Source organism: Cytobacillus firmus, from assembly GCF_023715565.1.
Classification (GTDB): Bacteria; Bacillota; Bacilli; order Bacillales; family Cytobacillaceae; genus Cytobacillus; species Cytobacillus firmus_C.
In genome coordinates this window covers 1-14,854 of the sequence record NZ_JAMBOJ010000049.1, presented here as the reverse complement: position 1 = coordinate 14,854, position 14,854 = coordinate 1, and the positions used below count along the sequence as shown (strand labels likewise).

Sequence of the window (14,854 nt, the reverse complement as noted above, 5' to 3'; positions counted from 1 at the left end):
TATAAATAGTTTTGTTATTAGCTTGTTTAGTCACAGGGATTTTAACGATGAAATAAATGGAAAATAAAAAAGGAGTTTCGTTTACGTTGCTATTAAAGAAAGGAAAGATGATTAACTTTTGCTATTACTTATTTCTTTATTTGTTTTTTCAAATTAGGGTATGTAGGCAAATGTCTAGTCCTAGGATAATTAGGAAAATAAGATAAAACTAAATATATTCAATTTAAGAAAGGGGAGTTATAAAAATTATACAATATCATAATTACATGTCTTATTATCATCCTCAATATTCCAGCCAGTTTTCGCAATACCCTGAGCTGAAGGAAGTGCTGCAATAACCTATTTAATTGGCATAGACCGTTTATTTAACGGTTGAATCTTAGGGAATTAATAAAATGTTTTAAAAATAGTTGATATGTTCCATGCTTATAAAGGAAAACTAGTAGAGTTGAAATGTTTAAATGTATTTTTGTACTATTGGTTAAAAAAACAACAATTGAGCTTTATCATAACAGTTAAATTTGGAGCAATAAGGCACACCGTTTGAAAACAAACGGTGTGCCTTATTGCTGTTAATATTTATTCATCTATATTATCTGGATCGTTTACATCTTTAGGATCTTCAATGGGTTCTTCTGCATCAGGGACTAAATCAGCTTCATCATCTTTATTTTCATCTATATTATCTGGGTCATTTACATCTTTAGGATCTTCAATTGGCTCTTCTGTATCTGGGTCCACATCATTTTCATCTATATTATCTGGGTCATTTGCATCTTCAGGATCTTCAATGGGTTCTTCTGTGTCAGGATCTACATCCACTTCAGGTGGTGGTGGATCCTTATCCTCTTCTACATTATTACACCCCAATAACATGATGGCAGATAGAAAAACTGCTGTTAATAGCCTTAACCACTTTAGATTCATTTTTATCGTCCTCTCTATTGGTTGTTTACTTTCAATATTATCTTCTCCTTCCACTTTTTTATACGAACATTTTAACTTAACATCAATAAAATTAAGGTCCTTAATCACCAAACAGTAGCGGCCTAGGTGTCAGGAATTGAAGATAAAAATGTAGTACAGAGGAAAAGAGGCTTCTATCAAAAAAATGGTGCCATTTATCAAATGTAATTACATAACTGTGGGTTTTTGGTCATTTAAAAGCAGGATAAAATTGGAAGTTATAAAAAATATTCTTATACATCATTCTAATAAAGTAAAAATTAAAGGCGGCGTTATTTATAACAGTAAAAAATGACGTAAAGACAGCTCTACTAGGATTTGCAGGCTAGCTTCGAAACATTTGCAATCAACAAGCTAAGCAGCTTTACCAAGAGGCTACAAACTCAATCCGTTCTACACAGCGTTGAACCACGCGTTCAACAAATCGAACAAGAAGAACCGCAATAAGCCCAAGATGGAAGCCAAGCTTCCCAAGGCAGTACGCAAGGAGCACAAAATCAATAAGGAAATGAGTTTACAAGCAAAAATAATGAACAACAAGTAAGACAACAAAACAAACAAGCCCAGTCTCATAAAAAAAATAACTGAAGCACACGTTCGTAAAAATTACAATTCTAAGCTTTATGTCGCAACATTCTTGGTATATTACAGAGAGCGAATAAAAACTAAGCTTTCTTACCAAGAGTTGTTTTATAAAAAATATAAAAGGAGCAAGTGTTATGCGATTACCCGAAGACTTTATAAGAGCTAGGCATAAAAAAGAAGGGTTAAGTTTAGATCAATGCTTTTCAAATCCTATCATACATAGGGAGATACATGGGAATAAGGTATTCGTTCCATTGGATTTAAAGAGAATTTGGAATCAATAAAAGTTTTTAGCAATGAAATATAGCAACCGTTTTGATTATAAGGCTATTTTATATATAAGGGATCCCACCAACAAAAAGCGCTTAAAACATACGCTAAGCATAATTCGTCATGAATAAAGCCGATTTTTCCTCAACTTACGAGAAATAATCGGCTTTATGGATAAGGGAACAATCGATTGTCAAAATGAATCCATTCCTAAATACTATTTAAAAACCGGTTGATGTGAAACCATTACCATAATCTAAAAAAAGAGTATTATTCGGGGTGACACAAAAATAATTTATTCAAGTGGATTAACGGACTAGTGCGCCTAATATATGTGATATATATAAAGATATCTTACCATAGTGTAACGGGAGGGTAGTGATTTAGTACAGGATATCTGATGTTAAAAAGACTCCGGCAGGAGGAACGCCGTTCTGATATATAGGAGGTTCAGTGAGTGCTGTATCAGTTGTAGCAATCCAAGTTCCGTACTCACCTGCAAGCAAAGAGGGAGGTTTCATAATAAACTGTCCACTTAAAACGAAATGACGAATTCTAATCGAGGGATCATCAAATATAGATAAGTTACCAAAAAATGAGGCATATGGTGAATCAAAACTTATTTGTTTGGTGTTTTCTTCCCAATACCCATTAATTTGAATAGGTGTACCACGAAAATTAATTGTACCAGATACTTTATTATTACCTGTAATAGAATTAATGATGAGTACTCCCCAAATAATGGGTCGACCGGCTATAGAAGCCGAAATACCCCATTTTGATGGAAAAGGTATACTAACCATGAGTTTCTGTGCAGTTTGCAAAAGTTGATTCCTCGTTTCGTAATAATCATAAATACAAGAGTTTAAAGTTTAATTTCTATCTATACATCAGAGTGTTAAAAAAAGAAAGAAAGTCTAATAAATTATTTTAATATTTATTCATTTTGAATCTTCCATATTCGGTTTCGAACATTTCATTTACTTCCCAAGATTCAACGGTTTTATAAGCTGTTTGTTGATCAAAGCCTTTTCCCAGAAGGTAGGCCATTGCGGCAATTTCAGTTAGCGCATGTTCATAGGAAGTAAGAGCAACTTCTTTTAGACCATAATCAACAAAAGGCTTTATTGCCATTAATGTTTCACTTTTCAAATCCTGATCCGAATTTTCTCTCTCATCGGATTCATTACCCTCTAGATTTGGATGTGCTTCTTTGTATAGCACCTCCCACTGTTCATAAAGACTTGTAGCTGTCTCAAAGTCCTCAGAGTCTACTGTTAAATTTTTTTGTAATTTACTCATTAAATTACGCCATGTCTCTTCCCATTCCTCTAAAGTTCTTAAGTCAAAGAGTTTTGAGAACTTCGGTTTCACACTTTCCCAATGAACATAAATGTCGGTACACCATCCCAATAAATATTTATAGTTTTCCGTTTGGGCTTCCATTTTTTTATCACCCTTTTTAAATTTTTTCACTTCTAAAAAAAGAAGCAATATCGCGTGTAAAATGAGGTTAAATACCTTTTAAAACCAATTTACAATTCTATGGTATGTTTCACTTATGTCCCTAGACTAGGCATTTGTCTCATTTAACAAAATAAATTTTGTTTTCTTTCCAAACGGATAAATATGTTGCATTCTGCAAGTATAATTTTCCTTTGCAAACAAGGCCGGTGTTAAAAGTATAAAGGCATTTTTAAAACGTTCTTAACAAACAGATAAACCAGCTAATAGTTTGTCAATATTTTTCAATAAAAACTTAAAATATCTCATGCTATACTAAAAATGTGCATGCCAAATAACCTTCCGTTATTCTGGTTTTGGAAGGTTTTGTGTTATTTAGTTTATTTTTGGTTCTAAGCTAAATCTTGGAAAGTGGTTCTGTTCTTTAAAAGGGCAAATATCCAATGTAAGAGTTTATTTACGCATGCAATTACAGTTACTTTAAAGGGTTTTCCTTCGCCACGTTTCTTGTCGTAAAACTCTCGCATTTTCTTGTTGCGAGGGATGATTTCATCCGTTGTTTTCTTTTTACGGCAATCACGAATCGCACAACGAACAGCCATATATAAGGCGTGACGAAGCCTACTTGACCCTCGTTTTGTAATTCGATTCTTTGTGGCTGTAAACTTACCAGATTCGAATACACTTGGATCAACTCCAGCGAAAGCTACCAGCTTTTTAGGATTAGTAAATCGATCTATCTCTCCAATTTCTGAAATAATCGTTGCAGCGATTTTTTCCCCGATACCAGGGATAGATTTGATAATATTATATTCTTCAATTTCTTTAGCGAGGGCATCTATCTCCGACTCCAACTTTGATAGGTGCTCTTTGTATTGAAGAATCATATTAATATACATACCAAGGCTTAAAATATGACTCTGGTAGACTGTCTTTTCAAAAGGGTTACGAGCTGCCGCAGCCTTAAGTTTAATCGCACTTTCTTTTGCCCACCTAATTGATCGACTTTTACATAATTCATGTATCTTATCTGTAATTGTTTCTTCACTTGCTTTAATAATATCCTCGGAAGAGGGGAACTCTGAAAGCGTTAAGAGTGATACCACCGAATATAAATCTCCAAAAACCCCCTTATATTCTGGAAACACTTGTTCAAGAACAGCTTGAAATTGAAGCTTCGTTTGAATTGTTACTCCAGTAATATTTTCATGCTGTCTTGTAAGATTTCGAAGGTTTAATAATTGAACACCTCTCTTTTTATAAGGCTCTAACTCCTCTTTGTAGAATAACTCACAAAGAAGATAGGCATCTACAGCATCTGTCTTTACTTTTCTTAAACTTGAGCCTCTTGCCTTGTATGAAATCAACGGGTTGATAATAATCAATAAATAACCTCGTTCTTCCAAATAATGAACAACAGGAGTTTGATAGTGCCCAGTAGCTTCTAGAATGATTGAAGGCTTCTTACCAGACTCTTTTTTCACATCCTCCAGAAACGATACAAGATAACTTAGCCCTTCAACTGTATGAGATACTTTAAAACTCTTTCTGAATGGTTTGCCTTTATCTAAAAATGCTTGAACTTGACTTTCCCCTTTTGAAATATCCAGACCAACGACTGGATTCATTCTAAATCCTCCTCCTAAACATGTAATTTACCAGTACCCCTAATTTCTCCTTGCAGTGTCACAGCTTCGCTTGTTATACGAGATCAAAGTCCCAACCAGCCTCAATCATGTTTCTACAAGTAGGGGGCGAACCGTTTAGCTGACGGGGTCTAAGCCCCACGAGCAGTTACGTTCTACCCTGGCTACTGATATAATAAGACCCAATAAAAAAAGGTCAACCAGAAATATTTAGCATTCTGGCTAACCTTATAATACGAATGAAGCAGTTTAGTTTAAGTGAACACTTTCACAATGTAATAAATTTGTTTTTGATTAAAGTTTGAGACAATTCACTTGATATGATTATTCGGATAAGTTACATTAAATTAATGGTGTTTAACCTCCTAAAATGAAATGAATAAATATGTGCTTGAACCTTACGTAAGGTAATGATTTATAGTGGTTTACAGATAGTTCATTACGTTAGGAAAGGATGAATGATATGCGAGATAAGGTCATAAGGGCATTGATCTTAGATAAACAAGTTCGTTTGTTTATTTCAGATAATACAGCTCTGATTAATGAGATTGTCAGTTTGAATGAGCAAAATCATCGAATACTTAATGTTGCTCTTGGTAAAATCGTCTCTGGAATTAGTTTGCTTTCTGCAACATTGAAGGGAGAGCAAAGATTGAGTGCTACGTTCACTCTAGGTAATTCTAAATACAAAATATATGCAGATGCAGATTCTAATGGAAATATCCGTGGTTATAATAGTCGAAATTCTTTAAAGGCCGAGACTTTGGAGGGTATTTCTATAAAAGAACTTATTGGACAAAAAGGTACTATTCGTATGATTAAGGGATTCAATATGAGTCAATTTACTGGAATTACGGATATGCCTTATCAGAACATCGATGATGACTTATCACATTATTTTAAACAAAGTGAGCAATTGGAAACACTCATTGAAACAAATTTAGATTTTGGAAAAGATAATACTGTTTCCCATAGTTATGGCATGTTTGCACAATTGCTTCCTGGGGCATCAAAGCATTTATTAAAAGAAGTTAAAGAAAAGATAAATACCAACTCAAACATTTTTAAAAACCTTAAAGTTATGGAAGATATTCAAATCGAGCAACAATTAAAAAGTTACTTCAGTGATTCACTGATAATAGGTCTAAATGGAATTAAATTTTCATGTGGGTGTTCCAAGGAAATGTTCTATGGATTGCTATATTCAATAGAGAGAAAAGACTTATTGGAATATATTCATGATAATAAATCAATTGAGTCTAGCTGTCACATCTGTGGGAGATCATATATATTTTCTCCTTCTGAACTCAAACTTCTTTTATGATGATTGTGATTAGAGAACGAAACTAATCCCATTATATTTTTTTATTTATACTAAACAGTTTAACAAGAAAAAAGATACGCTTTCATGTTTGAAACTTACGTAACGTAATGATTTATAGTGGAGATGTAGATATGTAACAGGATTTGAGGAGGATTATTTTGAAGCAATATTGGAAGGTGGGGCAACTCGCAAAGTTAACTGGACTAACAGTAAGGACGTTACGTTATTACGACCAAATCGGGTTGTTTTCTCCTTCTGATTATTCCCAATCTGGGCATCGGCTTTATAATAAGCAAGATCTTTCAAAGTTGCAGAAAATCCTGTCTTTAAAGCACATTGGCTTAGCTTTGGAGGATATACAAACATACCTATCTAACAGTTTTAGTTACAATGCATCCGAAATCTTGTCTATTCAAATAACTCGTTTGCAAGAGGATATTCAAAAGCAACAAGATCTTTTAAATGAGTTAACGAATGCGTTAGCTTTAACACAAAGCCAGCAAGCTTTATCAGTTGAAGAATTAACAAAATTATTAGGAGTGATGAAAATGAATAAAGAAAAATATTTTTCGAAAGACCAGCTAGAACAAATGAAAAAGCAATATGATGACATGGATAAAGAAGAATTAAAAGAGGCAGAACAAAAATTTAATTTAATCATGAAAAAGCTTCGTAATCATATGGAACAAGGTACACTCTCAACGGATAAAGATGTTCAAAGCCTTGCTAATCAATGGAAAGATCTTGCAGGGATGTCCTTGCCACAAAATGATTCTAGCTTTATAAAAGCTACTGAAAAGTTTCACGAAGAAAACCCAGGAAATGAGTTGCAGCATGGCGTAGATGCTAAAATTTATCAGTACATTAGTAGAGCCTTACAGAGTAACTAAGAACATGAATTGATCATGGAATATACGGTTTGGCATAATAGAACCGTTTATGAAGTAATTACATCACTCTACCCTCAGATTTAAATTGTCTGTGGGGTATTTTTTTAGATGATTCTATGATTTTACTGTTGAAGAGTTAAAGGGCAAGGTAAGATATAACTCATGGAATAAATAATGGATTTCGTAAGGACGTGCTTCTTAAGTTCTTTGGAATTGCTATCGGTTGGGAGTTTGTGAAACCTTGCACTTAAACTAACGGGTAGCGTTAGTTGAATAAAAACAATAATAATTAGGCTGTCATTTTATGGCAGCCTAATTTAATAGTAACAAATCAACATTCAACACTAACACAACGAATTTAAATAATTGTAGCTTTTTCTATCTCGAAAATAATAATTCCACCCATATGATATGGGAAAAAATATGTACAAGTGTAGAGAAATTAAACATTGTTATATTTATCCCAGTAAATTCAGATGTACAATATACTTTAAAAGGGAATAAGATTGTTGATACATTCGACAATGTCAACCCTGATAAAGTAAACGAATCGCTTGGTTTAACAGGTAGCAAACCTTCAAATTCAACTAGCTCAAACAAAAAAGGTGATATTTCTAGTGTCGATACAAATGGCAACGGCCAAGTGACTATTCAAGAAGCAAAAGATGCAGGTTACAGTATGCCAATAATGAGCGATCATTGGTTATATCGGTATATGCGAGATAATGACAATGATGGTATGGTTGGAGAGTAAGCATCTAAACTTTGAGGAAAATATATGAAAGAAGGAACATTTTCCTCTTTGTCTATTCTTATTTTAGTTCCAACTGAAGAAAAAGGGGCTGGGACAAAAGCATTTCGACCAAAGAAAAAAACGAACTATTATTCGAAATTCTGATTTAGAGTTTCGTAATAGTTCGTTTTTTTTATTTTTATTACTTTTTAAAATAGAAATCATTCGGCTTTAACAACGGACAATTTAGTTCTGTCCCAGCCTCTTTTTAAAATGGTAAGTCATCTTTTATTATTGGTCTAATTTGCTTTACGTCTTCTGTAATATCGTTATTTTCATTCCTTGTCACTTTTTCAATTACAGTTTGTCTAAAGCCACTTTCCCTTATTTGAGACTGTATCCATTCATAGGCTGTTACTGCCGCTATTAAGCTTTTGCTTCAGCCAATTCAACATTTTCTCATCGTTTTTCTTATTCTGCCTTTTATTTTCCCTTTTTATATAGCGCGATAGGGTAGTGTGAGCAATACCTATTTCCTCAGATGCTTGCCGGATGCTAATATTTAAAAACTCCAATGCTTCCTTCATTTTTTCAGGAGTTAAAGTAATCGGCCCTTGTGAGTCTTTTGCACTTTGTATAGCCATAGAATGTCCGCTTGGTACTAATTCAATATCTGCTGCACTTTGCGCTATGGATGTTTCGATTAATCTTTTGTTTGTCACTGGTTGCGAAGAAAGAATCTTTCTGTTTTCCTTTACAATATAATCAGCCGGCAAAATATGTACATTTAACTTACTCCAGTATTCTTTAACCCAGTTTCGTTTTCCTACCATTTCTTCGTCTAATTCATCTAAATACATCCATTTTTTTATAACACCATCAGCCTGGAGATCATCCAAAGTGTTTTCAAATTTATCCCTTAGTGCAACTCCAGTATAACGGGAGGAGAAGTCCATTTCTTTTAAAAGAGTTCCTACCTTAAATGGCTGCCCAAGCGTGTTCCTAACCGTTCTGATCCTCCATTGGAGGTTTAAGTACCTTGTCAGCCGTTTATGAGCTCTTTGGCTGGTATGGCTGTATTTAAAGACCTTTAAATCTAATATACCAAGTGTCTTTTTAGGACCTTCCAGATAAGGAGTTAGAATAGAAGTAGGGCGCACCTGGACAGCATATATTCCTTTAGCTTCTCCTGTGTTCTTATCATAGGCTATACGTATTTTTCCTATTTCAAACATCTTCTGGAAATCCTTAAATTTATACAGCTCGCTATCTTGAAGGCCTTCCGTATTTACAATCTTAATAGTCTGATCACCTAAGGATACCCAAATACTTGAGAGTGCCGCTACTCTTCTCATAATGTTAAAACGGTCTTCTTCCCGGTAATCAAATTCTTTACCAGCAAAACTTCTCTTTTTAATATTTCTAAGTCGCAAAGCATCATTACTATGAAACTCTATGTATCCATCACTCGACTTTGGCTGTGTAAGCCATAAATATGATATCAAATCAAATAAATCCGCGGTCAAGTCATCTAACGAGTTAAGCGTTTCACCCAAGGTTTCTAGCCATACTTGCTGCTCTATCGTTAATTCAGTTTGTAATTCATGCGGCCGCAGCTCAGCAACCCCTTTAACGTTACCTCGATTGTCTATAATTTCAGTCGCTAGATAACCTGCTTCGCCTTCTTTGAAATCATTCTTCTTCGTAACCATATCTCTCATTAGATGAAAATCCATATTCGTGCTGGAAAGGATATAGTCCTTCTCTAGCGCTTCTTCAATTTTATTGTCGTTAAAACTATATTTCACTTCGACTTCAGGAAACTCCTGGTGCAGATGACCTGTTATAAATGCTTTTATCGTGTCACCAGATGAGGAGACAACATCTTTGATCATTTCCTTAGTAATTGGTTTCTGGTGAAAAAATGCTTCTGTAAAAAGGGAGATTAACACTCCAAAAGAACGCATATCATCTGTGGGCTTTTGATTTAATATTTCTTCTTTTGTCATTTGATACGCTAAGCTGCTCCACTTTGACAAAACATGAGGGCGATCCATAAAGAGTGATTTAACTTCCTCAAAAAGAACAATTTTCAAAGCTTCATAATTTAGGATTAAATGTTCTGGTATGTCTTCATATTTCATTTTTCTAACCTCCTTAGAAAAAGGGGTGAATTTGTCCTCTTAATAATATCAAAATGCACCAAATAAAAATTAAAAAATCGAGAAATGCACCATTTTACCCGACATGCCTAATCAAAATGCACCACTTTTCAAAAGAAATGCACCACTTTTGATATAACTAACTTAAATAAACCCTTATAAATCAAGGGTTTAATAGATATTATATCTCTTTTTCTCTGCGGAGGTTGTAGGGGTTAACAGCCGGCTATATGAATTTATAGCGGAACCTGTATAGAAATAAAAATAAAACGCACCACTAAAAATGCACCATTTGATGGGCATCTAGCGGAACCTGTATGGATTAAAAACCTTGATTTAAAAAGAAAGTTGGTAATTAATTTTAAAAAAACCAAATGAAAGTTCAAATACTGAAATCAATTACTGCGACTGCTGCATAACTTAAAATGCACCAATTCAAAGATATTATAGCGGAACCCGTATAAATATAATCCTTTACATTATAGATAAATCCCCATTTATCAAAGGTTTATTAATAGTTCTTTATTTATTTTAAATGGTGCATTTTATATCTATTGGTGCATAATCTAGCGGTAATCGTATAAGAAAAAAATAATAACTTTTTCCGAAAGCTTATTATACCAGTGTTTATTCCACTTTTATTTGTGGTGCATTTTCTCTAGAGAGGAACATTTTCCAAATTTCGATTGAGTTATACTTATTTCAACAATAAGAGATTAATAGAATTGTCTATAGAAAAGCTATTTTTTCATGTCTTGAGATTAACATGCATTCAGGACAAAGATCTCTTGTACCTAGTCTTTATTTGGCTTTCTGCGAATCAATACATAAATTAGAAAGGAGCTTGAGCATGAAAAGAGTGAAGATTGACGGTTTCAGAATGCACCAATCTATACTAAAAGAATTTCATTTGTTGCGAGACCAGACGTTTGAACGGCCCCCAGCATCCGCTTATGTTGTCTACCTAACTATGCTCAAGCAGCTGGACTTGGAGAAAAACCAAAGAGGTATTCTAAAAGAGTTCAACCTTTCTTACTGGGCCAAAAAACTCCAGATTCCTTATTCTTCTTTGTATTCAGGGAAATTATATTTAGAGAAATATCACTTTGTTAAAGAGGAGATCCAAAATGGAATCTCTGTCTTAGTGTTAAAAGACATTGAAAAGTGCAATAATCCAGGTGTGGAAGGAGGTAAACTAAATTACCTTCTGATTCCTCATTCTCTTTTTGATACAAATATTCTCGCAGAATTGGTTAGGACAGCAAACCCCGAAGCAATTGAGTTAATGCTTTCTTTATTTAACCAGTTCCGTACAGCTATGTCTAAAAGAGAAGACATTGACTTGAAAATGCTTAAACAATCTCGTAACATGTCAACTTTAAAGAAGCAATTAAATAAAAATGCGAAGAAGGTTAGAGAAATTTTAGCTTTGCTGGAACCTTTATTTGATGTTAAATTTGAGGGCTTACAGTTCCGTGGCAATCAGATTTGGGTTAAAAAGGTATGGATTACATTAAAAGAAGATTGTGTTAAAGAACAAAGCAGCGGTGAATTTAAAGTTGATCATCTCATCGCAATGCTTTCCCATGAATTAATATATTTTCTTGATGGGCATAAAATAAAATACAAGCCTCGAGACCAATTTGACATCATGCTATCTTTTAAGCAAGAGGTATATGATAAGGTGAAATTTATTAAAAATGATGAATCCTTTAATCTTGAAAATTCGATTAAGCGATACTTTATTAGCTGCATAGATAGTATTGGTTCCTACATAACTGAACAAAGTGTGCTTAAATCAACTTTTAGAATACATTCCCTGGGAGCCTTTTTCAGGAAAGCCTTCCGTAAAGATATAAAAACTTTACTTAAGAAGATCCCATATGAATTAATTCACGATGCTAAAGTAGAACAATATCAATTGACTGGAGAAATACCGGAATTTGCAAAATTTGATATCTAAACAGCCTTGTAAAAAATTTACTTGTTACAAGGCTCTTGGCGTTTCAATTTCTCATGTTTAATATTTGAATCAGCTATAAAAAGAGGTCCCATTTATGGAACCTCTTTTTTTTATTCCAAAATTCCTTTCGAATATTCACTTGTGGAATACTTAATAATTCAATAATTCTATTGTGAGTTTGTATACAGTGTATTAAACAAACTGTTAACTTGTTATTTTCTTTTATTTGTTTCTGTTAAATTCTTAGTTATTTGAATGGCATCATATAGGTGATATTGTAAAACCCTTGGGGGAGAAGGGGAAAATGGGTAAATGGTTAAAGGGCTTATTTAATTTGATGTTTTTACTAATTCTGTTGTTCTTATTATTTATATGTCTTTATTATCAAATATGAACTTTTATCATTTAAAAAATGAGCATTAATCAAGTTTACTTGTTATCGAATAATGAATGATCACGAAAATGCAAATAGGAATACAAATAGGCTAAAACCATAAACTTCTAATTATTGGGTTAGACTTTTCTAATCACTTATCAATTATGGTAAAATATAGAAAATAGTTGTTTATCATTAAAAATTATCTCACTAATTAAGGGAGTAGTGGCTATGAGTACTTCTGAGGCTTACAAAATTGTTTTTTTTGATGTGGATGGAACTATTACAAACCATGAAAATGGAAATATTCCACAGTCCACAATTGAAGCTATAAAAATATTATTAAGCAAAGGAATCAAGGTAGTTGCTGCAACCGGAAGACCATTATCAATGTGTAAAGAATTAAAGGCCATTGGAATAGCGACATTCATAACCGCAAATGGTGGCTATGTTAAGCATGGGGAAGAAATTATCCATAAGGTTCCTATGGAAAAAAATATAATAAAGGAACTTATTGATTTTGCGAAAGAAGAAAATTCCGCCCTATCTTTTTATACTGAAGATTTCAGTATGAATGGAGTAGAGGATAAAGAAATCCTTAGTGCGTTAAATGAAACTTTGTCATTGAATGAATATCCACAAACCAATCCTTTTATTTTTGATCAAGAGGTATTTTTGCTTTGTCTGTTTGCAAATGATGAAACAGTAGAAAGGTATAAAAAAAAGTTCCCTGATTTAACATTTAAAAGGTGGCATCCATACGTATTAAATATTTTAAAGGACGATGTATCAAAATCTCTAGCTATAATGAAGACTTTACAATTTTTCGGTATAGATAGATCGGAAGCTATAGCATTTGGGGATGGTGAAAATGATATTGACATGTTAGAGCTGGTGGGTCTTGGTATAGCAATGGGAAATGGCAGTGAAAAACTAAAAAGTGTTGCTGATTTTGTTACTAAAAAATCTAGCCAGGACGGTATATATTATGCACTAAAAAGATTTGGAATTATTTAAATTTTATTTAGCGAGAATCATAGTGGCAGAATGAGGAGGAAATTAGAATGAAGAATTATTATTTTATTGGTATTAAAGGGGCTGGAGTGAGTGCTTTAGCACTGTTGCTGCATGAGAAAGGATACAGTGTTCAAGGTTCAGATACCAATGAATACATCTTTACCCAAGAAAAGTTACAACAAAATAACATTAACATATTTAATTTTGGTGAGATAGAAAAAGCAATTGATTCTAATACAGAGATCATTGTAGGAAACTCTTTCAATCCTGATAACAATATAGATTACAGAATAGCAAGTAGGTTAGGCCTTAAAATTATAAAGTACACAGATTTCTTATCAAACCTTAGTGAAGAATATTTAAGTATTGCCATATCCGGAACACATGGAAAAACATCCACAACGAACATTCTATCTCAATTAGATTGGCCTGCATTTACTGATATAAGTTACATAATAGGTGATGGGACTGGTGGAAATAAAAGAGTAGGCAACTTGACTGAAAAACCTGAGAGTTTATTTCTATTTGAAGCATGTGAGTATAAAAACAATTTCTTGAATTACTCTCCTAAGATAACCATTATTACAAATATAGACTTTGACCATCCAGATGTTTTTAGGGATATAGAAGATACCAAATCTGTTTTTAGAGACTTTCTAAAAAACACGAAGGAGGTGGCCATTATAAATGGAGATGATGAAAATGTTTTACAGTGTATTGAAGATTTAGATATAAATTTAGTCAAGTTTGGATTTAGTGAAGATAACGATGCAGTTATTTCAAATGTTTGTGAGAATAATACTGAGATGTATACTATGTTTGATTTAGAGTACAAAAAACAACGATTCAATATTTATACTCCCTTCTTCGGAAAACATAATATCATGAATGTCGCAGCTGCATTGGTAACAAATTTATATTTAAATGGAGTACACAAATTACCAGGTAGTAATGTAATAGACTTAAAATATTTAAATGGAGCAAGACGTCGATTCCAAGAAACTCCTTGTAATAAGGCTATTATCATTGATGATTATGGTCACCACCCTACAGAGATCCGGGTAACACTGGAAGCATGCAGAAAAAAATACCCACAGAAGAAAATTATAGCAATCTTCCAACCACATACCATAAATAGATTTGAAACATTCTTAAATGATTTTAAAAGTGAGTTATCAAAAGCTGACCATCATTTTATTACTGATATATATATTCCAGAAAACAGAGAAAATAAGATAGATAATACCAGTGTAGTTAATCCAACGTATTCTTCAATGAGCATAAGAAACATTGAACAATATAAGGATGCAGTTTATTTATTCTTAAGTGCTTGTAGACGTCAAGTCGAATTTTACACTTTTTGCTCATTTCCTTTTTACACTTCGGCTGAAAATATGCTTTTCCGATTTCTCATACGATGACTTTCCTCATCTTCTCTACCGTGAATGACTTCCACAC

At 33.3% G+C, this 14,854-nt stretch carries 9 protein-coding genes and 4 pseudogenes; 7 read left to right on the top strand and 6 right to left on the bottom strand.

The window, feature by feature from the left end; genetic code table 11:
- Positions 1-579: 579 nt before the first annotated feature.
- Positions 580-1,038 (bottom strand): hypothetical protein, encoded by a 459-nt coding sequence (locus M3205_RS17945; RefSeq protein WP_236566279.1) that lies wholly within the window; start codon positions 1,036-1,038, stop codon positions 580-582.
- Between the two features lie 206 nt (positions 1,039-1,244).
- Here M3205_RS17945 and M3205_RS17940 point away from each other — a divergent pair.
- Positions 1,245-1,413: pseudogene (locus M3205_RS17940) on the top strand (DUF1657 domain-containing protein).
- Between the two features lie 791 nt (positions 1,414-2,204).
- Here M3205_RS17940 and M3205_RS17935 read toward each other — a convergent pair.
- The 3 genes from M3205_RS17935 to M3205_RS17925 all read right to left on the bottom strand — a co-directional run bounded on the left by M3205_RS17935 (position 2,205) and on the right by M3205_RS17925 (position 4,913).
- Complete coding sequence (locus M3205_RS17935) at positions 2,205-2,645, bottom strand: hypothetical protein (RefSeq protein WP_396105986.1); 441 nt, start codon at positions 2,643-2,645, stop codon at positions 2,205-2,207.
- Between the two features lie 106 nt (positions 2,646-2,751).
- Complete coding sequence (locus M3205_RS17930) at positions 2,752-3,297, bottom strand: hypothetical protein (protein ID WP_236564808.1); 546 nt, start codon at positions 3,295-3,297, stop codon at positions 2,752-2,754.
- A gap of 380 nt (positions 3,298-3,677) precedes the next feature.
- A complete protein-coding gene (locus M3205_RS17925) occupies positions 3,678-4,913 on the bottom strand; it encodes an IS110 family RNA-guided transposase (RefSeq protein WP_251171169.1) in 1,236 nt (411 codons plus the stop codon).
- 481 nt (positions 4,914-5,394) lie between these two features.
- On the opposite strand from M3205_RS17925, the gene M3205_RS17920 reads away from it, so the two are divergent.
- The 3 genes and pseudogenes from M3205_RS17920 to M3205_RS17910 all read left to right on the top strand — a co-directional run.
- Entirely contained in the window at positions 5,395-6,255 is an 861-nt protein-coding gene (locus M3205_RS17920; RefSeq protein ID WP_251171168.1) for an Hsp33 family molecular chaperone HslO, read from the top strand.
- A gap of 158 nt (positions 6,256-6,413) precedes the next feature.
- On the top strand, positions 6,414-7,145 hold the full coding sequence (locus M3205_RS17915; protein WP_251171167.1) for a MerR family transcriptional regulator: 732 nt from the start codon (positions 6,414-6,416) through the stop codon (positions 7,143-7,145).
- A gap of 481 nt (positions 7,146-7,626) precedes the next feature.
- Positions 7,627-7,899 (top strand): annotated as a pseudogene (locus tag M3205_RS17910) (DNA/RNA non-specific endonuclease); the annotation flags it as partial.
- Positions 7,900-8,282: 383 nt separating this feature from the next.
- Here the strand turns inward: M3205_RS17910 and M3205_RS17905 are convergent.
- Positions 8,283-10,022 (bottom strand): helix-turn-helix domain-containing protein, encoded by a 1,740-nt coding sequence (locus tag M3205_RS17905; protein ID WP_251171166.1) that lies wholly within the window; start codon positions 10,020-10,022, stop codon positions 8,283-8,285.
- Between the two features lie 868 nt (positions 10,023-10,890).
- On the opposite strand from M3205_RS17905, the gene M3205_RS17900 reads away from it, so the two are divergent.
- The 3 genes and pseudogenes from M3205_RS17900 to M3205_RS17890 form a co-directional block, all read left to right on the top strand.
- The gene (locus M3205_RS17900; protein WP_159871199.1) at positions 10,891-12,003 is read left to right on the top strand and encodes a hypothetical protein; all 1,113 of its coding nucleotides are present in this window, start codon (positions 10,891-10,893) and stop codon (positions 12,001-12,003) included.
- A 607-nt stretch (positions 12,004-12,610) separates the two neighbouring features.
- Positions 12,611-13,396 carry a Cof-type HAD-IIB family hydrolase gene (locus M3205_RS17895; RefSeq protein WP_251171165.1) on the top strand — a complete coding sequence of 262 codons (786 nt, stop codon included), beginning with the start codon at positions 12,611-12,613 and terminating at the stop codon, positions 13,394-13,396.
- Positions 13,397-13,443: 47 nt separating this feature from the next.
- Positions 13,444-14,703, top strand: a pseudogene (locus M3205_RS17890) (UDP-N-acetylmuramate--L-alanine ligase); the annotation flags it as partial.
- A gap of 68 nt (positions 14,704-14,771) precedes the next feature.
- Here the strand turns inward: M3205_RS17890 and M3205_RS17885 are convergent.
- A pseudogene (locus M3205_RS17885) lies at positions 14,772-14,854 on the bottom strand (ATP-binding protein); the annotation flags it as partial.